Raw genomic sequence first — 22,545 nt, 5'->3', positions numbered from 1 at the left:
CATTACTGCTGTCCCAGTTTCTTGACCGATTCTGCTGCCGACAAAACCATATTCTGCTGCTCCTTTTCCTCTTCCGAGATAAGACAATCACTGGATTGTGAAATAAACCAATATGCTGAATCTACGGAAGTTACCGTTTCACTGTCCTCGATTTCCACCGGAGGCTCCCATACTTCCTCTGCCACTTTCTTTTCTTCCGTATGCAGCTTTCCCAAACAGATTATTCCTGCTATTACTGTAACTAGCAATATCAAAATCGGGAGTCCCCATTTTTCCGACAACCATTTTACATCTTCCATCATTCGCCTCCATACAGTTCTTCCCATTCCTCCGCTGTCAAGCGAGGCATGTGCCATGTTTCTTCACAATTTTCTTCAGAGGGTATGATTCGATTGGATACATATTGTACCCCTCCATCCTCTAAAGCACGGACCACAACCTCGTGAACATATACCTTTGAATTGCCTGAATAAGGAAATACCACATTGGCAGTAAGTGTAATTGTTCCATCACTGTTCTCCGTGAACCCGACTACTTCTGAATATGGATATTCCGGGTACTCCACCTCTTCAAACCCTCTCGGCTTATATTCATAAGTCGAATCTTTAGAATAATAAACTGTTTTTGATTGTAACGTTTCACTATCAATATTAAAATATTTCATAATAACACTTTCAAATTCATCCTTTGGAATCCGATAAACTGCGCCGACTCCTAGGTTGTCATCTGCAGCACAAGGAACATATTCGCCATTTTCTTTTCGATAAAGAATGTCATACATATCATAAAAATTTAATTCTCCAAAATCATCTTCGCTCCAATCAACAATAAACATATTATTCCGTTCAAAGCTTATTGGAAGAAGATATTTCCGAGACAGTTCCCTGCATCTCTCATCTAAAGGCTCCACTCGCAATGCTGTGTGCTCTTCCATTCCACTCAAAGTAAGTGCATACAGTTCTTCCGAAAAATAAATTCCAGAAAACATCAAATACCCTTCTTCCGTGTAATTCCAATCTTCCGCTTGGTAAGTTCCTATATGATTTCTTTGTATTGCCCCATCCTTATACTCATAATAACTTCTGATTACATCTACATTTCCATCCTTAGTTTGCAAATCGTATTTGATAAAACCACCCAAATCATCAATATCTATAATTGTTATTTCTGCCTTTTCCTTTGCATCCACCATTTTGCAGAATCGTTTTACCTGTTCTGCATGTGTCATATCAATTTGATTCTTATTGTCAACTGCCGTATAACCATTTTCTCCAAGACGATTTACAATACTACGGATTGTTTCCAAATCCGCTAATTTATTTTCTTCTTCTGCTTTCTCATAAAGATCAATGCAGACGCTTATAATTTCATCTGCATCCTCCTCCGATTTTTCCTGAATATCCTGAACATCTATTACCGTTTCCAAAACTGTATTTTCTTCCGGAGGTGCATCACTGCACCCCGAAATACTAAGTATTAATACAAAACTAATTGCTGCCAAACCACTCTTCCAGAACCAGCTTGTCTTTCTTAACAACATGTCCACTTCCTCCTCTTCCTTTCACATCTTCTACCATGCTAATAATCAATATAGGATGTTCTACCGTATCTTCTGCTGTAAAAATTGCAAACCATCCTAATTCCGTACCCGAAGTATCATCCTTCAATGCCTTGATTTCTGCCGTACCTGTTTTTCCTGCTAAAAGAATGTCATCCCGATGGGCCGCATATCCAGTTCCATTAGAATCATTCACAACCTTCTTTATTCCTTCCAATACACGACTTGCTGTCTCATTAGAAAAGGCTCCTGGAATCCAATACTCAGCTACTGCGTCTTTCTGATATACCAAATACGGTTTTATGACATTTCCCTCATTACAGAAAGCCGAATAGATACAAGCCATATGTAACGGATTCACTAAAACCTGTCCTTGTCCGTAACCGCTGTCAGCTAACTGTATTTCAGTTTCAATTCCCTCTGTATTGGAATACTGCGACTCTGCCATCTTAATCTCAAATGGCAGTTCCTCATTAAAACCAAGTCCAGTCAAAGAACTCTCCATTTCTTCTGAGCCAATCTTTAATGCTGCCTTTGCGAAATAAATATTATCGGAATAAATCAAAGCATTCTCTAAAATGACTGGTTCATATGCATGGAGTGTTGTTACATAATAAGAACCCCACGATGCATCCTTTTGCCAGCTTAAGCCTACATTCCCGTAATCTTCCATTGGATCGATTGCTCCTGATTCCAAGCCGACCGCAGCGGTAATTGGCTTGAATGTAGACCCCGGACACCACACTTGCCGGAACCGATTATACATTGGCTTATTCTCATCCTCGTTAAGCGCAGTCCACTGTTCACTGGACAATCCCATAATAAAATCGTTATTGTCATAGGACGGTGTGCTGACCAAGGCCAATACCTCTCCGGTATAAGGATTCATGGCTACCGAGCAGCTTTTATCTTCCTTAAACTGTTCATACAAGGAAACCTGCAAATCAGCATCTATCGTAAGCTGAATGTCCTGCCCATGTTGCACCAGCATCCAAGCCAGTTCCTCCTTCTCTTTGCCTTCCGAATTTACAATGTAAATCCTGCAACCGTTCTGGCCTTTCAGTTCACTCTCAAATAATCCCTCCATTCCGCTTCTGCCGATTACACTATTGGCTGTATAGCCTTCTCCTGCATGTTTCTCTAAATCTTCCGCAGTAACGCTTTGAACATACCCGACCAAATGTGAAGCGGCTTCCCCTAATGGGTATTCGCGCACTTCAACATCAGATATTATCACTCCAGAAATTTCCAGCAACTTTTCATGTCTTTCCTTTTCTTTCAGCACCTCTTCGTCCGGTTCAATCTTCATCAACTCGATTTCTTCAACCCTCGGAATGGTTTTCATCGGTACAAAGGAATCATCCTTTACCCACTGTGCCGACAGCTTCTTTTCTATCGCTTCCGGTGTCGTTTCCAACAGTTCTGCAATCTGTGCGATTGCTTCCTCTTTGTTTTCCAACTTGCCTGGAACAATTCCAACCGAAGATGCTGTACCTTTTCCTGCAAGAACACGTCCGTTCCTATCCAGAATTTCTCCCCGTTCTGCCTGTGTAGTGGAAACTCTTACTTTATCTGTAGAAGTCAGATTTGGAAAAATCATGGAATCATCCCAAACCAACTTATATCCTTCTTCGTCCTTTAGGAAGAGTGCTTCATTCTCAAAGCTGATAGTTCCTGCAACTGTATCAAAAGAAGTCTGGTAGGTTACCGTCATTTGCTCCTCATCATATGCAATAATCTTGACAGCCATATTCTGGACTTCTATACTTTCATAAATAGCTGAATTTCGAGTTACAAAATCCTCCTGACTGACATTTCCCGATGCCTCAATATGTAGCATCGCATACATTTCTTCATACTCCTTTTTTGGAATATGATCCATGTACTCCACCAGAAGTTCTTCCGGTGTCCTCCAGGCACTTTCCTTTATTGCCAACATTCCTGCCACGCATACTGCAGAAATTACCGCAGCTATTCCTATAACAGCAATTGCAATCCATAGGAGCCTGCTTCTTGTTTTCTTTCGCCTGTTTCTGCTTTTTCCTTTCTTCATATTGACCTCCATTCATTTTGCTTTGCTGATATGGTCATATTCTATTTTCAATGTACACTACATCTTCAAAATATTACATTCGTAAGATTTTGAAATAAAAAAATTTCTCTTTGATGGGTATATCGTACTATACATTCCTCCTCTCTTTTTATTACATGCGTAAGATTTCGCAACAAAAAAATTTCGTCCGCAATCCTGCTGCACTTGTGTAAATATTACATCGGTAAGATTTATAAGTCAAGTTATCTTTATACAAAAAGGCTCCTGCCGGGAGGTATCATACATTTTCACAAAAGTGATACCTTTTAGCAAAAGCCTATTATTCAGCAGAGTCTCAAAGCACCCCTCTGCTACGATATTCAAATGGTTCATTCATAAGGCTACAAAATACACATCCATTTTCGCTCCTTAATATCCCACAAACCGCAGAAAATCAAGGTTTCTTTGAAAACAGACAAACGGTTTCAATATTCCTCTGAACCTTGATTTTATACTGCATAGCGAAAGTATGCAATAGATTTTCAAGGTTGGGTAATGGTTTTATCCCCGTTTACAACATTCCTCACACTATGTTCCTATGTATTCCTACTTAATCTGCAATAACAGTGGCAACAACGCAATTCCTACATCAACGCCTTTATCAGCAATCCATTTAACAATTCCTTTTGCATTTTCCCACTTTTTTGATTTGCGGTCTGAAGATTTAACGATTTTTTCTAATTGGTTAATTTTATTCAAGATTTCCTCTATTTCAGCATCCGGCAACGCCGACATATTCTCAATTTCTTTTCTTACATCACTAAAGGTAATATTGATGTCAACTTTGTTTTCATTTGTATTTGTTATCTGCACCATTGGGACACTCTGAGGAATTGTTTCTATAAGTGCCGGATATCCCAATGCTTTAAAAGTCAGCATTTTATTATAAATTTGTCTTAAGTCATAAAACAGTTCTTGTCCGGCCACTTCATCGTAAATTCCAATCGCTTCCTCATATCCATATAATCCTACATTAAGCTTTGGTACATATGCTTCATACTTTGCAGTTACATCTTTATACAATTGCTGTTTAGCGATTTCAGGTGTCACCTCATTTGCAGAATCAGATATAGCTTGTTTTAAAGATTCCAAATCTTCTTCATACATAGATTTAAAATCAAATAAAGGATCTTTTTCTTTATCTGTCGCAATAATCAATTCCAATTTTTCTTTGATAGCATTTAATTCTGGTCTGTAATTCAGCGCACTACCAACAGCACATGCTTTCCCTGATGTCGGTATATCCTTCCCAAAATCTTCAAATATACCGTCGTATTTTGCAATTAGTGCCTGATATAAGCTATGCGTACCATTGCTTGATTCTTGAGCATCTTCGCATCGTTTTATATCTGCTTTCATTATCTCCAATAACTCAGTAGTCACTCTATTTCCTCCTATGCTATATTACCAAATAATTTTATTAATCTGCTCTTCATTTCTTTTGCCAAAAAGTATCCTTTCGCCAAAATGTATATCTCCCGTTCCCCAAAGCCTATCCCCTGAGGTAAACCTCGGCTTATATCCTCACTCTGCGGAAACAGAAACACACATCTATTTTTCTTCCAGAATCGCAGAAACCTTTGATTTATTGGGCTTTTCTCGACAGAAGGCAGACTGTTTCAACATGTCCAGTCAACGGGAACATGTCATATGGGCGTATCGTCTCCACCCGATATGCTCTACAAAACCATTTCAAGTCTCTTGCCAACGTCTCTGGGTTGCATGAAACGTAAACCACACGCTCTGGTGCCAGAGAAATCACGGCATCTACAAATTCTTTTGTACTTCCTGCACGCGGCGGATCCATCAGAACCACATCAAAGTTCTCCTTTTTTTCAGCCGCCTTACAGATATATTCCGTGGCATCCTGACAGACAAAGCAGATATTCTTTACCTGATTGGTCTTGGCATTGGTAATGGCATCACGCACGGCATCCCGGTTCAACTCCACACCAATCACTTCTTTCGCATCACGTGATGCAATCATTCCAATGGTTCCCGTTCCGCAATAGGCATCTAGCACACGTTCTTTTCCCCTGAGACCAGCCATAGAAATTGCACCCTGATACAGATGCTTGGTCTGTATTGGATTTACCTGATAAAAGGACTTTGCAGAAATACGGAAACGCATGCCCAAAAGTTCATCTACAATATACCCCTTACCATAAAGCACCTTCTCCTGTTCGCCAAGCACCATACTTGTATTACGCCCATTGATATTTAAAACAACGGTCGTAATTTCCGGATGCATTTTTCGTAAAGCCTTAACAAAGTTGTTCTTTGATGGCATAACTGGTGATGCCAATACTAAAACCACCATCACTTCCCCGGTCGCATGTGCATGACGTACCAGTACGTGACGCAATAAGCCATAACCCGTATCTTCGTTATATGGCTTTATCTTAAACGACCGCAAAAGTCCTCGAATATCACGAATAATAGCAGTTGATCCCTTATTCTCTAACAAACAGGATTCGATATCTACAACGCGATGACTATCTTTTTCATATGTACCACAGATAACCTCGCCATTTTTCTTTTGCGCATACACCGCATGCACTTTATTGCGATAATAATATGGATAAGACATACCGACGATCGGTTCGACCTTACCAAATTCCCGCAGTAACTTTGCTACGCGTTTTTCCTTTTTTTGTAATTGTTCCTCATATGGTATGCCGCTATACTCACAACCGCCACATTTCTTATGATAAGGGCACTCCTGTCTCTCTCTCGTATCATTCTTTTGCATTTTCTTGTTGTAGCCTGCCTGTTTTTTCTCTGTCATCTTTTTACCCCGCGATCCACTGTCCCAGCAATGCAGCCAAAACTCCTAATACTAAACTACCTATCATATAAATAAGCGCCACGCCCATATGCCCATCCTGTACCAAAGAGGATGACTCATAAGCAAAGGTGGAAAACGTCGTAAATCCACCACACAAACCTACCTTTAAAAACAATGCTACCTGGGGTGGCAGATCGACACGCTTTCCCAAGCATACCGAAAGAAAGCCCAGCAGAAAAGCACCGATAAGATTGATCAAAAATGTCTTTATCGGAAAGCCATTTCCTGTATCCAGCGGCAGCAGACCAACCAGATAGCGCAAAATACTTCCTACAAATCCTCCAAGACCAACCATAAAACAATTCCAGATCATATCTCTCCCTCTTCTCTCATTCCAAGATCTCATACCCTAACAGTATAGCATATGCCGGGGTCGATCTGCTGTTTTTCTTTCACATCTTTTATCCTACCTGCTGCTCCATCGTCTCCTCCACCCAGGGAACTCTGGCGGAAAGCACGACCGCGGAAGCATTCTCCACATTCTCCTCATTATCATCAAAAAAGATGTGTGCCCCAAATGCCTCCAAGACCCGGCTCTTATCCATTCCTCCCAGAAAAAAGGCCTGGTCGATCCGAATCCCCCATGCCCGTAAGGTACGGATCACACGTTCATGTGCCGGAGCACTCCGCGCCGTGACAAGGGCTGTGCAGATCCGCGGTATTCCGGCATCCTCTTTCCAGCCTTCCCGCATTTCTTCTGTCCTCTGCTGCAATTCTGAGATCAACTGCAAAACATGGGCAAAAGGTCCCGGACGCAGCGGGACATCTGCCAGTTCTCTTTCCTGTGCACAAAAAGCCTCCACTCCCTGTTCTTGAAACGTACGCTCTGCTTCCCCGGAAAATAAGACTGCATCCCCATCAAAGGCTATGCGGATTTCCAAGGGCTGCCTGATCTGCCCCCGCATATAGGCTTGCCGATAGGTTCCCGGGAAAGTCCTTGTCGAAACAGCATGCCCCCCATTTTCCATCGCTCCTCTGGGCAGTAAGACACCGGCGGCTATCCCTGATTGCAGGGCATTCTTGACCTCCTCTGCATTAAAGGATAAATACAAATCCACGCCATAGGCACGCAGATAGGGCGCAATGGCACCCCCACCGGTCAAGGCTGCCCGCGTGATATCCAGCCCATAATATTCGATCGAGTGAAAAATGCGGAGTGCCGCGTCCGCACTATTTTTAGACATAATGACTACTTCGATCTGCCGGCTGTCCCTCTCCCGGTTCAAGGCAAGAAAAGCCTGAATTAAGGAAAAAGCCGCTCCCGGTGCTAAAACTTCTTTTTCATGTGCGATCTGATAATCCACATAAGCCTCCACCCCCTGACTTTCAAAGATCGCATTTTCCTCTTCCAAATCGAACAAGGCACGGCTGGATATGCCGATCATAAAATTTTTCTGCATAAAAAACACCCCTTTCACCAGATGTCATCCATTTCCTGTGATTCCATCTTAGCAAAAGAGGTGTCCCATTATTGTCTCTACTTGTTACTTCTTCTCCAGATATGCATCTTGTCGGCTTCTTCGATCAACCAGTCTCTGAAATCCGGATGTGCAATGGAAATGATCTTCTCCGTTCGTTCCCATGTCGACAATCCCTTGAGGCAGACCTTGCCATATTCGGTTACCAGATAGTGCGTGTTGGCTCTGGTATCTGTAACGATGGATCCCGGTGCCAATGTCGGCTGAATACGGGATTCCACGGTGCCGTCCTTTCTGGTAAAGGTGGAAGAACAGCATACGATACTCTTACCGCCATGTGACATATATGCACCCATAACGAGTCCAGTTGTCCGCCTGCACCGCTGATATGCTTGGTTCCCGCAGACTCTGCGTTGATCTGTCCGAACAGATCAAAATCAACTGCATTGTTGATTGAAATAAAATTATCCAGTTTAGCAATGTTTCTCACATCGTTCGTATAATCTACCGGTGCGCTCATCAATTCCGGATTTTCGTCCAGATAATCATACATTTTTTTCGTGCCGGCACCAAATGCGTATGTCTGACGGAAGCGGTCAATATTCTTCTTGGATCCATTGATCTTGCCCGCACGCGCAATATCGACAAAAGCATCCACATACATTTCTGTATGCACGCCCAGATCCTTCAGATCCGATTCGGCGATCAGGGATCCAACCGCGTTCGGCATACCACCGATACCAAGTTGTAGACAAGCGCCGTTCGGGATCTCATCCACGATCAATTTTGCCACTGCCTTATCAATATCGGTTGCAGGACCACCACCGCCGAGTTCACCGATTGCAGGGTTTTCTCCTTCCACGATCGCATCCACCTGGGAAATATGTATGCCTTCTTCCATGCCGCCAAGACAACGAGGCATGTTCTCATTGACCTCAACGATGATATGTTTTGCCGTTTCGCAAATCGCCATCAAATGGGATGCATTCGGTCCGAAATTGAAGTAACCATGCTTATCCATTGGTGCAACAACAAACATAGCAACGTCATCCGGCTGAATGTTCTCTCTATAATAACGTGGCAGTCAGAATAGCGAAGCGGGCTATAGTATGCGCAGCCTCTGGCAATGAGTTTCTCTCCAAACCTCCCATATGCCATGAGTTCCAGCAAAAATGCTCCCCTGCATCCTCTCGTTCAAAGATAGCCAGTGGCTTTAATAAGATACCACCGCGCACCTTGACATCACGCAATTCATCCGTACGTCTTGCCAATGCCCGATCCAGGGCATCCGGTGTTCCCGTACACCAACCATAATCTACCCAGTCCCCCGACTGCACAACTTTAACAGCCTCATCTGCCGTTTTTAGTTTGCTCTGATATTCCTGCGAAAAATCCATTTCCGTAACCTCCTCACAAGATTGTTAAAAATTTACCATACTTTTATACTACCACCTTATGTCACGAATTACAATATTTTTGTATAAGAAAAGACACCGGATCATCTCCGGTGTCCATTTATTCCTCTATTTCTTCCAGCGCCCGCTTCGCCTGCAAGAGGGCTTCCATGAAATAGTCCCGCTCCTCCTCGGAAAGTTCCTGCGCAAGCACTTCCTCGTATGACGCTACCAGTCCCTCCAGTGCACGGTCACTGCCCGCATGCACATCCAGGATTGCCTCGGATTCATAGGCTGCATTGTAGTACCAGAGAGCCGCCTCTTTCGCATCACCGGCATCGCTATAGTAATCACCCAATTCTGCGCAGATCTCACTGGATGGCTTATCTGTCATCTCTTTGATGGCGATCTTGAAAAAGTCCCGCTCCCCTCCCAGCCTGCGATATGTCCGAAGCAGGATAACAGCAGCGCGCGAGCGTTTATCTGCCTGACTCTCTGTCTCATAGATCCTTAAAAAATAAGGACATGCATCCATAAGATCAAGAATATCCCCGGTCTTATACAACTCCATGGCATACATCCGCTGCAACTTATCCGACAGCCCGCCATCCCCTGCGATTGCCTTGGTAAAAATAGAAAAATCCCGCTTACTGTGTAGATTTTCCGGCATATGACTGATCACGATATCACTGTCAAAAACGACCGGATCCAGACGCACCGTCTCATGCACCGGATCGATCCATGTAAATGTCCGCAGGCGTTTGAAGAGTTTCGGACGGTATTCCATCTTGGCATTCAAGACTGTATTATAGTCCGTCACCGTATGATACTTCATCTGCACGATCTCAACTTCCGGCAGGAGTGCCGCTTTCAGTTTCAGAAAAGCCTGCCGGTTTTCCTCGTCTAAGACCTCGTCCGCATCCGGCGCATAGATGTAATCCATGCTTGCCCTAGAAAAGGAAAAATTACGGGCTGCCGCAAAATCATCCTGCCAGACAAAATCGTAGATCTGCTCGGTATAGCGTGCGGCGATCTCCTTTGTCGCATCCGTCGATCCTGTGTCTACAATAATGATCTCATCCACAAGATCTGCGACGGAATCCAGACACCTTGCCAGCACCTTTTCTTCATTTTTTACGATCATGCACAAACTGATTGTCGTATCCTGCATCTGCCTGCTCCTATCTTTTGTCTATCCACCATAAACCATATAATTGCAAAATTCCTTCTAACGATCCGGATATTGCTCCTCTACAAATCTGCGCAATACCGGAATGCTCCTCTTGACCTTTTCCGTATCAATGCAGTAAGCCATACGGAAATACCCCGGCACACCAAAATTATCAGACGGCACCAGGATCAGATCGTATTCCTTTGCCTTCTGGCAAAAGACATTAGCATCTTCCTCGAGTGCCTTTGGGAAAATATAAAAGGTACCTCCCGGACGCACCACCGTAAAGCCCAGGTCTACCAAGGTATCATACAAAAGATTCATATTGGTCTCATAAACGGAAAGATCACTTGTCTCATCCAACACGCGTGCCACAGCCAGTTGCACCGAAGATGACGGACAGTTGTGTCCGGTTCCACGGCTGATCTGCGCCATGATCGGCACTAAAAGATCTGCATCCACCGACTTTGGATTGACTGCCACATAGCCAATACGCTCGCCCGGAAGACTCAGACTCTTGGAAAAAGAATAGCAGGAGAGCGTGTTGTCATAATAGCGGCTCGGATACGGCACGCTTTTTCCATCAAAGGCAATCTCGCGGTATGGTTCATCGCTGACCAAAAAGATCTCATGTCCGAATGCCTTTTCCTTTTGACGCAAAAGATCTGCCAAATGCTCTATGGTCTCCTCCGAATAGACGATACCGGACGGATTGTTTGGTGTATTGATGAGCACCGCCATCACGTCCCCTGTCAGCATTTCCTCAAAAGCCTCAAAATTGATCTGGAAATCCTTGGTATGTGCCGGCACAACCTCTAACTTTGCCCCGGTTCCTTCAACATAAGGTGTATATTCCGGGAAAAATGGTGCAAAGGTCAGCACCGTGTCGCCCGGTTTGGTAACCGCACGCAGGGCATGCGCCAATGCGCCTGCTGCACCACTCGTCATAAAGATATGTTCCATGCCGTACTGCATGCCAAAGCGCCGGTTCAGGCTCTCTGCGACCGCTTTGCGCACCGAAGGAATGGTGGTAGACGGGCTGTAACCGTGCAGTTCCATGGGATTCATGGTCTCATGCATGTCAATGATCGCCTTGGTATAATCCTCGGCACAAGGCACGCTGGGATTGCCCAGACTGTAGTCAAAAACATTGTCATACCCGATCTTCTCTCCCCTTTTTGTCGCGTATTCACTCAATTCACGGATGATGGATTTGCCGCCCAACATCGCCTTGTAAGTTTCGTTTATCATCTTTTACATCTTTCCTTTCTATATTTTCCGGTAAAAATTTATGAAAAAACCGCAGTCCGATCAAAGACTGCGGCATTTTTTTATTTTATTCCTTCAAATTCATATCCGGCATCTTTTACTGCGGCAGCAAGCACATCCTCGGCTACCGGTGCGCTCATCTTGACCACGACCTCGCATGCCTCATGATCTGCCTTTGCCTCGGTCACACCGTCGATCTTCTCCAGTGCTTCCTTTACGTGTGCCTCGCAATGTGCACACATCATTCCCTTAACTTTTAATGTTTCTTCCATGTCAGAATTCTCCTTATCTATCTTTTCTTTTTGATCCGCCTTTGTCTTGTCTTCTATTATAACAGTATCTTGCGCTTCTGTAACGTGCGATTTTGCTTTTTGTCCTTTGACTTTTTTATCCCGCTTGGTACTGTAAATATCGACAAAATTCAAACGCAGGGCGTTGGTCACGACGCAGAAACTGGAAAGGCTCATTGCCGCCGCACCAAACATCGGGTTTAACTCCCATCCGGTAAACGGATACCAGAGTCCGGCTGCCAGCGGAATACCAATGGCATTGTAGAAAAATGCCCAAAAGAGGTTTTCGTGGATATTCCGAAGCGTTCTACGGCTCAAGCGGATGGCGGCTGCCACATCCGTAAGACGGCTGTTGACCAGCACCACATCAGCGGCATCTATGGCAATATCCGTACCTGCGCCAATGGCAACACCAACATCCGCTCGCGTCAGAGCAGGGGCATCATTGATACCATCGCCTACCATCATGACGTGACCATCTTGAGAGAAGCGGCGGACCACTTCTTCTTTGCCATCCGGCAGAACCCCCGCGATGACCTCGTCTACTCCTGCACGCGCTCCGATCGCCTGGGCTGTCTCTACCCTGTCGCCCGTCAGCATGACGACATGCACACCCATATTTTTCAGTTCTGCGATCGCCTGCGGACTGTCCTCTTTCATCTCATCTGCCACACAGATCATACCGTAAAATTGATCCTGGCTGGAGAAAAAGAGCGGTGTCTTTCCCTGCTTTGCCAAAAGTTCGATCTCATGGCTCTTTGCAAAAGCAGAAAAAGAGTCCTTGGCAAGCGGTGCGATAAATTCTTCCTTGCCACCGTAAATGCGTTTGCCACGCCACAGCCCCGACAGACCATTGCCTGCCATGCTCTCAAATCCCTCTACCGGATCCGAGACAATGTTTTGTGCCTCTCCGTAGGCGATCACTGCTTTGGCAAGCGGATGTTCGCTCTTGCTTTCCAAGGATGCCGCCAGTGCAGTAATTCCTCTGCCGAAATGCCTTCCTGCGGTACGATATCAGTCACCTTTGGTTGACCCTTAGTGATCGTACCTGTCTTATCTAAGACAACTGTTGTCGTCTTACCTGCCTGTTCCAGAGAAGTTGCATTCTTAAAGAGGATGCCCTTCTTGGCACCGACACCGTTGCCGACCATGATCGCTACCGGCGTTGCCAGTCCAAGCGCACACGGGCAGGAGATCACCAGTACGGCAATGGCACGGGAAAGTGCAAAACCAAAGGTCTGTCCGACAGCAAGCCAGATCAAAAATGCCACCAGAGCGATACCTAAGACTGCCGGGACAAAAATACCGGATATCTTGTCTGCCACCTTGGCGATCGGTGCCTTGGTTGCCGATGCATCACTGACCATGTGAATGATCTTGGCAAGTGTGGTATCCGAGCCGACACGCGTAGCCTTTGCGGTAATAAAACCGGAAGCATTGATGGTCGCAGCCGTCACTTCATCGCCTACCTCTTTGTCTACCGGGATACTCTCACCGGAGATCGCGGATTCATCAATGGCGCTTTGTCCCGAAAGGATCACGCCATCCACCGGAATGCTCTCGCCCGGACGTACCACAAAGACATCATCCACCTTGACCTGATCGATCGGCACCTTTTTCTCTGCACCATCCACAAGGATCGTTGCCTGTTTTGGTGCCAGTTCCATCAGCCCACGCAGAGCATCGGTCGTCCTTCCCTTGGAATATGCCTCCAGCATCTTTCCGACCGTGATCAAGGTCAGGATCATGGCTGCAGATTCAAAATAGAAAGAATCCAGATACTTCATAACGCCGTCCATATCGCCTGCCATCTGTGCCCCAGTCATAGCGAAAAGGGCGTAGACACTATAGCCAAAAGATGCGCCCGCTCCCATGGCTACCAGGGTATCCATATTGGGAGACTTGTGCCATGCGCTGGTAAAGCCGCTGATGAAGAACTTTTGATTGATGACCATGACCGCCACCGTCAAAAGCAACTGATACAAGCCCATTGCCACATGATTGCCTGCCATAAAGGATGGCAAAGGCCAGCCCCACATCATATGTCCCATAGAAACATACATGAGCGGCAATAAAAAGCAAAGGGATGCGATCAGGCGGTTGCGCAAAGTACGAAAGGCTTTCTTTTGTGTGCTCGCCAACTGGTCGGCTTCACTTGCTCCACTCTTAGCCTGCGCCTGTCCTCCCTGTCCATCTTCTTTTAAGGATGCACCATAACCGGCTTCTATGACTGCTGCGATAATGGCTCCGCTATCCGCATGTCCTTCCACATTCATGGAATTGGTCAACAGGTTGACCGCTACATCCGTCACGCCGTCCACATTTCGCACGACCTTTTCTACGCGCGCCGAACATGCCGCGCAGGACATTCCCGTTACGTCATATTTTTGCATGTCTGTCCTCCTTATTTCATCAATTTCTGTAAGGTAACGACCAGTTCGTCCACCTTTTCATTCTTGCCTTCCCGGATATCATTTGCCACACAGGTCTTGATATGGTTGGCAAGCAAAACTTTATTAAAACTATTGAGAGCAGATGTGATCGCGCTGACCTGGGTCAAAATATCCACGCAATAGGCATCGTTTTCCACCATGCCTTTGACCCCTCGCACCTGACCTTCAATACGGCTCAAACGGTTCATCATATCTTTATATTCTTTCTCATCGCGCACTTTTTTATTACAAGAACTGCAGTGCGGACAGGTATTTTCCATCTTTTCTTCCATCTCTTTCTCCTTTCTTCGGATTGTAGCAGACCGTAGGGACACTCCATGTGGCAAAAGGAACGTCCCTACGGTCTGGATTATATACCCCTATGGGGTATATGTCAAGAGGACACTATTTATTTTTTGCGAAAGAAAAAGGCTTCCGCACCCATGTACGAAAGCCTTGTCTGTTCAAATATTCTTATCTGTTCATTTCCGAAACAGGACCTTTTGCGTTGTGGTCTGCAATGACATATTCCACCTCATGCAGATCAGATGACGGCAGATCTCCCGGAATGGTATTTTTGATAGCACTGCAGGCATTACCAAAAGCAAGTGCCTTCCTGCAATCCATATCGGAAGAAAGCAGGCCATATAGCATACCGCCACAATAAGCATCCCCACTGCCGATGCGGTCAACTACATCGATCTTCTCATAAGGCTGCTCGGTATAGAAGGTATCACTCTTTGCCTCGTAGATCACAGAGCCAAAACTGTGCTGCTTTGGACTGTGTACCACACGCTGGTGGATGCCACGATCTGGATCGGATACTCAGCGGTAAAGGAGCGCATGATGTCTTCTAGGGATCCTTCCTTTAAAAAGGTCAGGCGCGCCGTATCCTCAGAGCAGAAAAAGATATCCACATATGGCAGGATCTGCTCAATACATGCCTTTGCCTCGGCTCCTGTCCATAAGTTGAGTCGGAAGTTGACATCAAAGGAGATCAGGGCCCCTGCCTCCTTGAAACGCTTGATCATTTCGATGGCACAAGTCCTTGCTTCCGGACAAAGTGCTAAGGTGATGCCGGATACATGGAAACACCGGGTAGACTTATACATATCCTCCGGGAACTCGTCGATCGAGATCCTGGTGATGGAACTGTGCTTTCGGTCATAGACCACCTGCGGTTTTCTAGGGAAGGTAGCACTCTCATAAAAATAAGCACCAAGTCTTGCATCCTCCGTGTGATCCCATACCAGATAGTCATCGCTGACATTCATGGAACGCACCTTACTTCTTGCCAGTTCCCCGATCGCATTTGCCGGCAGTTTAGAAATAATACCGGTATGCAGTCCCAAGAGGGAAACCCCGGATGCGACATTTAATTCCGCGCCGCCCACGTGACTTTCAAATTCTGTGCTTCTTACGATTCTTTTATTTTCCTTTGGTGAAAGGCGAAGCAAGACCTCTCCCAATGTCAACAGATCAAATTTTTCCATTTCCTTTTCCTCCTATCGCTTCTGCTTTGGATGCTGCTCATAAAACTTTTGTTTTTCCTGATACATGGCATTTTCAGCCTCTGTCATCATGGCATCAAAATCCTCTATCTCCTCACACCAGCACCAGCCGATAGATGCTGATGCCAGTTGACCCAAGCACATCTTGCTGCGCAATTCTTCCACCTGCTTGCGAAAATCCTTTTCACTGCGTCCGAATACACAGACTACAAACTCATCCCCGCCCATACGACAGCACATGTCGATCGGGAAACACTGGCGGATCTGATCTGCCGCCTCCATGATCATCTGATCGCCCCTTGCATGTCCGTAGTGGTCATTCATATATTTGAGCCCATTCAGGTCACAGTAGAGGACCCCTGCCTCTTTTTCTCCTTCCATCATATGTTTGCCGCAGAACTGCGTCATATAATAGCGGTTATAAAGTCCCGTCAAAGTATCACGATCTGCCATATAATTGGCAACCTCCACATTGTGACGCAACTGCTCCAGAGTATTCTGCAAGGTCGTTGCCAGCACGCCGACCTCATCCTGACCGCCCGCCTCGATCTTGGCATTCCAATCGCCGCCTGCCACCTGTTTGGCAGCCTCTGTCAGACCACGCAAAGGCTTTGTGATGCGGTGCACCATATGTATGCCCGCGATCGACGCGATCAAAAGCACGACAAAGAGGATCACCAGACACTGCATGGCAAGGCTATTGCGCGAAACATCAATCTCCGATGCCGGTGCACATAAGACCAGATACATGTTATTGGTCAGTTTTTTGTAAACCAGGCGCTTGGATGCTCCCTTCCAGGTGTAGGAATAGATCTTTCCCTCTATGCGCTCTGTATCTAAGATGTCGTGAACCTGCGTCAGATTATCGTCAAACTGATCGACCGTGATCCCGTTTTCATAGTCCTTGTGATAGACCAAATCTCCGTCATCGGAAACCAAAAAGGCATACCCGGTATCATAAGCCGAAAGATTTTTGACCGAATCCTGTAATTTTTCCATGCTGATATCCATACCGATCACACCGATCAGCGTATCATCCCGGTAAATAGGGATAACATAGGATGTCATATAGACACGGGTATTCTGGTTGTAGTACGGCTCCATCCAGATCGCCTGTCCCTGCTCGATCGGCTCATAGTACCAGCCCACATGCTCACGGTCGGTCGGATCGTATGCCTGGATGTCGGTCGGTGCCCGTTCCGTAAACTTTCCGATGGCATTCTTTACCAGAAATACACCCTGCGTCGTCTGGAAAATATCCGGATTCAGTCGCATATAAATAGAAACTGCGGCAGAGGTGTTGCGTGCCGTATTATCCAGTTCGTCATGCACATGCTGCATATAATCTTCCATGTATTCCGTATCGTTCCACATAGACCTATCCTGTGAAAGCCTTCTGGAAACATAAGAATAATCCATGTCGACCGAACTGGCGATCTCTTTTAACATCAGATTGATCTCGCTCGCCTTCTGTTCGCAGAGCAGATTCATGATCTGTGAAGAATCCTCATTGATGACCCGCTGCGCACTGGCGATCCCGGCACCGCCGATCATGCCGGATGCCAAGATAATGCTGACCAGTAAAAGTGTCAGAAACCGCTTTTGCAGTGTGTGTTTATACCCATTCTTTTGTGCTTTATTTTTCATTGTAAACCGTTCCCAATTATCTCTTATCTGCCTGTCTTCCCCTAGAAATTCTTATACCGTATCCGCTTAAAACAGATCACATAAGTAATGATATGTGCGCTGAGCGTGATCGCCCAGGTGATCGGATACGCCATATATAAAATCCCCTCTGTATGGTGTATCTGAAAGATCGTTGCGATCCAGACCAGACGCAACCCGCAAGCCCCAACGATGGACATGATCATAGGCAAAATGGATTTGCCGATGCCTCGTAAACATCCCACCATGGTATCCATCATACCACACAAAAAATAAGTGGTACAGATATAAGACATACGCACCAGTCCCGCCTCTACGACCGGCTGACTATCGGTATAAATATGTAAAAGTTGTCTGCCGAAAAGATAAGCACTCTCCCCAGTGATAAGCCCTACGGCAACCACGATACCAAGACAGAGGAACATGACCTTTTTGATACGTCCCTTGTCGCCCGCGCCAAAGTTCTGACTGGTAAAGGTAACTGCCGTCTGCGATACCGCATTCATTGCCATATAGACAAAACCCTCGATGTTGCTGGCTGCGGAATTTCCCGCAATGACCGTACTGCCAAAGGAATTGATGGCAGACTGGATTACAACATTTGACAGGGAAAATACCGTTCCCTGGATTCCCGCCGGAAGTCCGATCCGGATGATTCGTCCCAAAACATCCGTCTTGATCCCCAGACATTTGAAAGAAAAATGCATGACATCGCTCTGCTTATGCAGATAGTAAAGCACCAGTGCCGCAGAAATGTATTCGGAAACGACCGTCGCGATTGCAACGCCTGCAACGTCCATGGAAAATCCAATAACAAGCACCAGATTTAATACCACATTCACAATGCCGGATGCCATCAAAAAATACAGCGGCGTCCTGGTATTGCCGATCGCACGCAGGATGGCAGCGCCAAAGTTGTAGGTAAGCAGCGCCGGCATACCTAAGAAATAAATCTGCAGATAGGTCGTTGCCAGACCGATAACATCATCCGGCGATCCCATCCAGACCAGGAGTTGATGGGATGTCAGCATACCAAAGATACTTAAAAATACGCCGCACACAAGACTAAGTGTAATACTCGTATGGATGGTATCCCGCACCTTTTCCCTGTGATCACAGCCAAAGTAAAAGGCGACCGTCACATTGGCACCGACAGACAGCCCCATAAAAAGATTGACTAAAAGATTGATCAAAGAGGAGGTCGAACCTACGGCTGCCAGTGACTCATTCCCAGCAAAACGCCCGACAACAATAATATCCGCTGCATTAAATAGGAGCTGCAGCACACCCGATAAGATCACAGGAATCGTAAAGGCGATCATCTTGCCAAGAAGCGGTCCATGGATCATATCAACTTCTTTTTTATTCGCTTTCATTATCTTCCCTCTTTACAACTGGCGCATCATCATAAGTTTCCAGAAAATGATGCTTTACACCGTCTTTTTTGTAGGCGATGACCGTGCTCAAGTTTACATTTTCCACACTCTTAAAGATATTACCCTCCACATAAGGATTGGTCTTTTTCATCTCGCGGATCAGATTTTTGACTTCCAGACGCTTGGAATTGTTCTGTCCGTTATCCTGACAGGAAGAACATGTCTCTGTAAATTTGCAGGCACATTGCAGGAAATACAGATGGTTGTAGTCACGCCATTTCTTGATGTCATCCTCACGCACCAGATAAAGCGGACGTATCAACTGCATACCCTCAAAATTCGTGCTGTGCAGTTTTGGCATCATGGTCTGCATCTGTGCCCCGTAAAGCATTCCCATAAGGATAGTCTCGATCACATCATCATAATGATGTCCCAGAGCGATCTTGTTGCAGCCCAGTTCCTGTGCCTTGTGGTAGAGATGCCCTCTGCGCATACGCGCGCACAGATAACATGGCGATTTCTCGATCTCAAAGACCGCATCAAAAATATCTGACCCAAAGACCGTGATCGGAATGCCCAGTTTCTTGGCATTATTCTCGATAATAGCACGGTTTTCCTTGCTATATCCCGGATCCATGACCAGAAATACCAGATCAAAGTTTACCTTGTGATGGCGCTGCAATTCCTGAAACAACTTTGCCATGAGCATGGAATCCTTACCGCCGGAAATACAGACAGCGATCTTATCGCCCTCCTGCACCAATTCATACTCACGGACTGCCTTGGTAAACTTGCTCCAGATGGTCTTTTTAAACTTTTTACGCAGACTCTGCTCGATGTCAAAGGTCGTGATCTCCGGCTGGCTTGTCTCATCCTCCGTCTGCATCCGCTGCATGAGCCAGCCAAGATAACCTCCCTTTAGGCTATAGACCTCCTGCCATCCCGCCTCGCGCAGATGTCCTGCTACCTCTAAACTGTGTTCTCCCTTTTTACAATACAAGACCAGCGTCTTGTCCTTCCACTGATCAGCCTCTGCTAAAAGGGCTTCCTCCAAGAGATTGATACTGCCCGGTATATTGCCATAGGCAAAGGACAGTTCGTCCCTGGTATCAACCAAAGTATAAGTATCTTTTTCCATAGACAGGACTTCCTGCCATGTCTTTTCCAATGCTTCCATAATCTATCCCTTAATGTATTTTAAAGTCAAAAAATCGGCTATATACAACCATTTGTATCATAACCGATTTTTTTCATGGATAAAAGTATAATTCCTACGATTTTTGTATTATTTTTACATCAATTTTTTAGAAATTCTTTCTAATTCCCTTCTACCATAACTTCTTCTACTTTTTCCTCAACCTGCTTGCGCTCGAAGATCAGACGGAAGATCAGACGCACCAATGGTCCACAGTAGAACATCTGCCAGCAGATCGCCATTGGAAAGTTCATTGCCCATGTCTTGATCCAGGTACCAAAACTTGGCTCCTTGAACAGGAAGGTTGCGATCAGACTCATGGTCGGACACATGATACAGCAGATGCAGATGGAGATCGCATAGGTGATGAACTGTGGGCGATCCTGTGGTGTCATCACAGAAAATGCCAGACCTCTGGCAATCTTTCCGACAACAAAAAACTCTAAAATAAAAGCGATCGGTACCATGATCGGCAGTTCATGTAAAGCAGCAACAAAGGTTGTCCCGCTGACATCTCCGGTATTGAGGGCTACGTTGTAAACAACCATACCGTAGACCATGATCGTCGCCATAATGGCGGTAAATACTACATCTTGAAACTTATTCTTTGGCATAATAATTCTCCTTTTTCTCTTTTCTAATAAGTGCATAATAGTGCATAAAAAAATGGGAACATGAAACTTTCGTCTCGTGTTCCCACTGCAACTACCATTAATTGCGCTTAGTGTAGCATAAATTTTTTGTCTTCGTAATACCCAAAATATTTTTCTCTCTTTTATACATGTATCACAAATTACATTTTTTATTTTTATGCATATTGTACAATTATATCTGCTTCTCTTTTTCTGTAATGCCTACATTCATGCTGCCCATATGGTAGCCGCCCAGATCCAGTGTCACGTAGGCAAATCCGACCTCCTTGAAATAGGAATAGATTTTTTCACGCTTGGCATCTTCTACCAGAAGTGCGATCTCCTGTGGCAGAACCTCGATTCGTGCCATGGTCTCCTGCCCCTCTCCGTGGATACGCACGCGCACCTGATGAAAGCCCATATCAAGAAGTAACTGCTCCGCCTTATCTACCATACCAAGACGCTCCTCACTAATGGTCTCCCCATAGACAAAGCGGGAAGATAAGCAGGCAAATGACTGCTTGTCCCAGGTCGGCAGACCCATCTGCTTGGATAAGGCACGGATATCCTCTTTATCCAGTTCTGCTGCCCGAAGTGGGCTCTTGATCCCCAGTTCTGCCACGGCAAGCAATCCCGGACGATAGTCTCCGTTATCGTCCATATTGGAGCCTTCCACAACGGCTGCCAGATGGTTTTCCCCGGCAATAGCAAGGATCTTTTCAAACAATTCATGCTTGCAAAGATAACAGCGGTTCTTTGGGTTGTGGCGGAAGCCGTCAATGTCTAATTCCTCAGATGCTGTGATCACATGGCGAATGCCTCTCTCCTTACAAAATGCCTGCGCTTCTTTTAACTCTCTCTTCGGGAAAGAGCAGGAGGATGCAGTCACTGCCATGACATTTTCTTTTCCTAAAGTATCGACGGCTGCGGCAAGTAAAAAGGTCGAATCCACACCGCTGGAAAATGCCACAGCAACGCTTCCCAAGTCCCGCAGATAGTCCTGTAATGTTTTATATTTGTCCTGTAATTCCATATTTGCTCCTATCCTATCTTTTTCATAACTTCCGGCAGATCCATCAATGCGTCGATCTTTTCTACCGGATGATCGATCTGTCCAAATCCATAGGCTGCATGGATAAAAGGCAGTCCCGCCTGCATGGTCGCATCATAGTCTCCCTGGATGTCTCCCACATAAACCGCAGTATCCAGATGATTTTTTTCATATAATAAACGGATATTTTCTCCCTTTGGCTTGCCATTATCGCCAAAGCACAAGATATCCTCAAAGAGGTCATGAAAAGAAAAGTAATCCAAAAATGCCTCGATATAACCGGATTGACAGTTGCTTACAATATAAAGATGATAGCCTGCTTTCTGCAAAGTTTCCATAGTCTGACGCAAGCCCGGATAAAGTTTTCCACCGTGTTCACGCAGATAATCATTTTCCACGGCACAACAGGTCGCAAGCAGGTCTTCCCGCTCTTTTCCCTGGGTAAAAGGAAAGAGCATCTCAGCGATCTTATCCATGGTCCGTCCCATGGTGCGGTACATATCCTCTTTTGTCACAATGACATCCGCATAGCCGCACTGGTGCAAAGCCAGTGTCCAGGACGCTGCCACCTGTTCGGCAGAATCCCAGAGTGTTCCATCCATATCGAATATAATTCCCTGTTTCATTTGTTTGCCTCTTTTAC

At 45.6% G+C, this 22,545-nt stretch carries 16 protein-coding genes and 3 pseudogenes; all 19 read right to left on the bottom strand.

Features of this window, described 5'->3' with window-relative positions:
• Nucleotides 1-2 precede the first annotated feature (2 nt).
• Complete coding sequence (locus DW996_RS13275) at nucleotides 3-215, bottom strand: hypothetical protein (RefSeq protein WP_243098687.1); 213 nt, start codon at nucleotides 213-215, stop codon at nucleotides 3-5.
• A gap of 83 nt (nucleotides 216-298) precedes the next feature.
• Nucleotides 299-1,540, bottom strand: coding sequence for a DUF6070 family protein (locus tag DW996_RS06390; protein WP_118280233.1), 1,242 nt, complete (start codon nucleotides 1,538-1,540; stop codon nucleotides 299-301).
• Nucleotides 1,488-3,611, bottom strand: coding sequence for a penicillin-binding transpeptidase domain-containing protein (locus DW996_RS06385; protein WP_118535193.1), 2,124 nt, complete (start codon nucleotides 3,609-3,611; stop codon nucleotides 1,488-1,490). The genes DW996_RS06390 and DW996_RS06385 overlap by 53 nt, the downstream gene beginning before the upstream one ends.
• Nucleotides 3,612-4,196: 585 nt before the next feature.
• Nucleotides 4,197-5,033 (bottom strand): hypothetical protein, encoded by an 837-nt coding sequence (locus DW996_RS06380; RefSeq protein WP_118535192.1) that lies wholly within the window; start codon nucleotides 5,031-5,033, stop codon nucleotides 4,197-4,199.
• 202 nt (nucleotides 5,034-5,235) lie between these two features.
• The gene (rlmD, locus tag DW996_RS06375) at nucleotides 5,236-6,438 is read right to left on the bottom strand and encodes a 23S rRNA (uracil(1939)-C(5))-methyltransferase RlmD (protein ID WP_118535191.1); all 1,203 of its coding nucleotides are present in this window, start codon (nucleotides 6,436-6,438) and stop codon (nucleotides 5,236-5,238) included.
• A 4-nt stretch (nucleotides 6,439-6,442) separates the two neighbouring features.
• Nucleotides 6,443-6,811, bottom strand: coding sequence for a fluoride efflux transporter CrcB (gene crcB, locus DW996_RS06370; protein WP_207722455.1), 369 nt, complete (start codon nucleotides 6,809-6,811; stop codon nucleotides 6,443-6,445).
• A gap of 88 nt (nucleotides 6,812-6,899) precedes the next feature.
• Entirely contained in the window at nucleotides 6,900-7,898 is a 999-nt protein-coding gene (locus DW996_RS06365; RefSeq protein ID WP_118535190.1) for a 5'-nucleotidase, read from the bottom strand.
• Nucleotides 7,899-7,975: 77 nt separating this feature from the next.
• Nucleotides 7,976-9,313: pseudogene (locus DW996_RS06360) on the bottom strand (butyryl-CoA:acetate CoA-transferase).
• 118 nt (nucleotides 9,314-9,431) lie between these two features.
• Nucleotides 9,432-10,481: a glycosyltransferase family 2 protein gene (locus DW996_RS06355; protein ID WP_243098686.1), complete on the bottom strand. Its 1,050-nt coding sequence runs from the start codon at nucleotides 10,479-10,481 to the stop codon at nucleotides 9,432-9,434.
• A gap of 57 nt (nucleotides 10,482-10,538) precedes the next feature.
• On the bottom strand, nucleotides 10,539-11,732 hold the full coding sequence (locus DW996_RS06350) for a pyridoxal phosphate-dependent aminotransferase (RefSeq protein WP_118535189.1): 1,194 nt from the start codon (nucleotides 11,730-11,732) through the stop codon (nucleotides 10,539-10,541).
• Between the two features lie 80 nt (nucleotides 11,733-11,812).
• A pseudogene (locus DW996_RS14800) lies at nucleotides 11,813-14,433 on the bottom strand (heavy metal translocating P-type ATPase).
• Nucleotides 14,434-14,444: 11 nt separating this feature from the next.
• The gene (locus tag DW996_RS06340) at nucleotides 14,445-14,765 is read right to left on the bottom strand and encodes a metal-sensing transcriptional repressor (protein ID WP_118280241.1); all 321 of its coding nucleotides are present in this window, start codon (nucleotides 14,763-14,765) and stop codon (nucleotides 14,445-14,447) included.
• Nucleotides 14,766-14,946: 181 nt separating this feature from the next.
• Nucleotides 14,947-15,965 (bottom strand): annotated as a pseudogene (locus DW996_RS06335) (sugar kinase).
• A gap of 12 nt (nucleotides 15,966-15,977) precedes the next feature.
• Nucleotides 15,978-17,630, bottom strand: coding sequence for a diguanylate cyclase domain-containing protein (locus tag DW996_RS06330; RefSeq protein ID WP_118535188.1), 1,653 nt, complete (start codon nucleotides 17,628-17,630; stop codon nucleotides 15,978-15,980).
• A 41-nt stretch (nucleotides 17,631-17,671) separates the two neighbouring features.
• Nucleotides 17,672-19,024, bottom strand: a complete 1,353-nt coding sequence (locus tag DW996_RS06325; protein WP_118535187.1) for an MATE family efflux transporter — start codon at nucleotides 19,022-19,024, stop codon at nucleotides 17,672-17,674.
• Nucleotides 19,011-20,201, bottom strand: a complete 1,191-nt coding sequence (locus DW996_RS06320) for an ATP-binding protein (RefSeq protein ID WP_118535186.1) — start codon at nucleotides 20,199-20,201, stop codon at nucleotides 19,011-19,013. The genes DW996_RS06325 and DW996_RS06320 overlap by 14 nt, the downstream gene beginning before the upstream one ends.
• Before the next feature lie 140 nt (nucleotides 20,202-20,341).
• Nucleotides 20,342-20,833, bottom strand: a complete 492-nt coding sequence (locus tag DW996_RS06315) for a DUF2798 domain-containing protein (RefSeq protein ID WP_118280246.1) — start codon at nucleotides 20,831-20,833, stop codon at nucleotides 20,342-20,344.
• A 211-nt stretch (nucleotides 20,834-21,044) separates the two neighbouring features.
• Nucleotides 21,045-21,884, bottom strand: a complete 840-nt coding sequence (larE, locus tag DW996_RS06310) for an ATP-dependent sacrificial sulfur transferase LarE (RefSeq protein ID WP_118535185.1) — start codon at nucleotides 21,882-21,884, stop codon at nucleotides 21,045-21,047.
• An 8-nt stretch (nucleotides 21,885-21,892) separates the two neighbouring features.
• Complete coding sequence (locus tag DW996_RS06305; RefSeq protein ID WP_118535184.1) at nucleotides 21,893-22,528, bottom strand: HAD family hydrolase; 636 nt, start codon at nucleotides 22,526-22,528, stop codon at nucleotides 21,893-21,895.
• Nucleotides 22,529-22,545: the final 17 nt, after the last annotated feature.

The organism is Roseburia sp. AM51-8 (genome assembly GCF_003478275.1).
Classification (GTDB): Bacteria; Bacillota; Clostridia; order Lachnospirales; family Lachnospiraceae; genus Pararoseburia; species Pararoseburia lenta.
The sequence above is the reverse complement of the archived record's forward strand: the minus strand, read 5'-3'. Positions and strand labels throughout refer to the sequence as shown.

Excerpts from the sequence above, each read along its gene's own strand:
- DW996_RS06390 (WP_118280233.1), bottom strand. The coding sequence starts at position 1,540 with ATGTTGTTAAGAAAGACAAGCTGGTTCTGGAAGAGTGGTTTGGCAGCA.
- DW996_RS06385 (WP_118535193.1), bottom strand. The coding sequence starts at position 3,611 with ATGAAGAAAGGAAAAAGCAGAAACAGGCGAAAGAAAACAAGAAGCAGG.
- rlmD (WP_118535191.1), bottom strand. The coding sequence starts at position 6,438 with ATGACAGAGAAAAAACAGGCAGGCTACAACAAGAAAATGCAAAAGAAT.
- crcB (WP_207722455.1), bottom strand. The coding sequence starts at position 6,811 with ATGATCTGGAATTGTTTTATGGTTGGTCTTGGAGGATTTGTAGGAAGT.
- DW996_RS06365 (WP_118535190.1), bottom strand. The coding sequence starts at position 7,898 with ATGCAGAAAAATTTTATGATCGGCATATCCAGCCGTGCCTTGTTCGAT.
- DW996_RS06355 (WP_243098686.1), bottom strand. The coding sequence starts at position 10,481 with ATGCAGGATACGACAATCAGTTTGTGCATGATCGTAAAAAATGAAGAA.
- DW996_RS06350 (WP_118535189.1), bottom strand. The coding sequence starts at position 11,732 with ATGATAAACGAAACTTACAAGGCGATGTTGGGCGGCAAATCCATCATC.
- DW996_RS06340 (WP_118280241.1), bottom strand. The coding sequence starts at position 14,765 with ATGGAAGAAAAGATGGAAAATACCTGTCCGCACTGCAGTTCTTGTAAT.
- DW996_RS06330 (WP_118535188.1), bottom strand. The coding sequence starts at position 17,630 with ATGAAAAATAAAGCACAAAAGAATGGGTATAAACACACACTGCAAAAG.
- DW996_RS06325 (WP_118535187.1), bottom strand. The coding sequence starts at position 19,024 with ATGAAAGCGAATAAAAAAGAAGTTGATATGATCCATGGACCGCTTCTT.
- DW996_RS06320 (WP_118535186.1), bottom strand. The coding sequence starts at position 20,201 with ATGGAAGCATTGGAAAAGACATGGCAGGAAGTCCTGTCTATGGAAAAA.
- DW996_RS06315 (WP_118280246.1), bottom strand. The coding sequence starts at position 20,833 with ATGCCAAAGAATAAGTTTCAAGATGTAGTATTTACCGCCATTATGGCG.
- larE (WP_118535185.1), bottom strand. The coding sequence starts at position 21,884 with ATGGAATTACAGGACAAATATAAAACATTACAGGACTATCTGCGGGAC.
- DW996_RS06305 (WP_118535184.1), bottom strand. The coding sequence starts at position 22,528 with ATGAAACAGGGAATTATATTCGATATGGATGGAACACTCTGGGATTCT.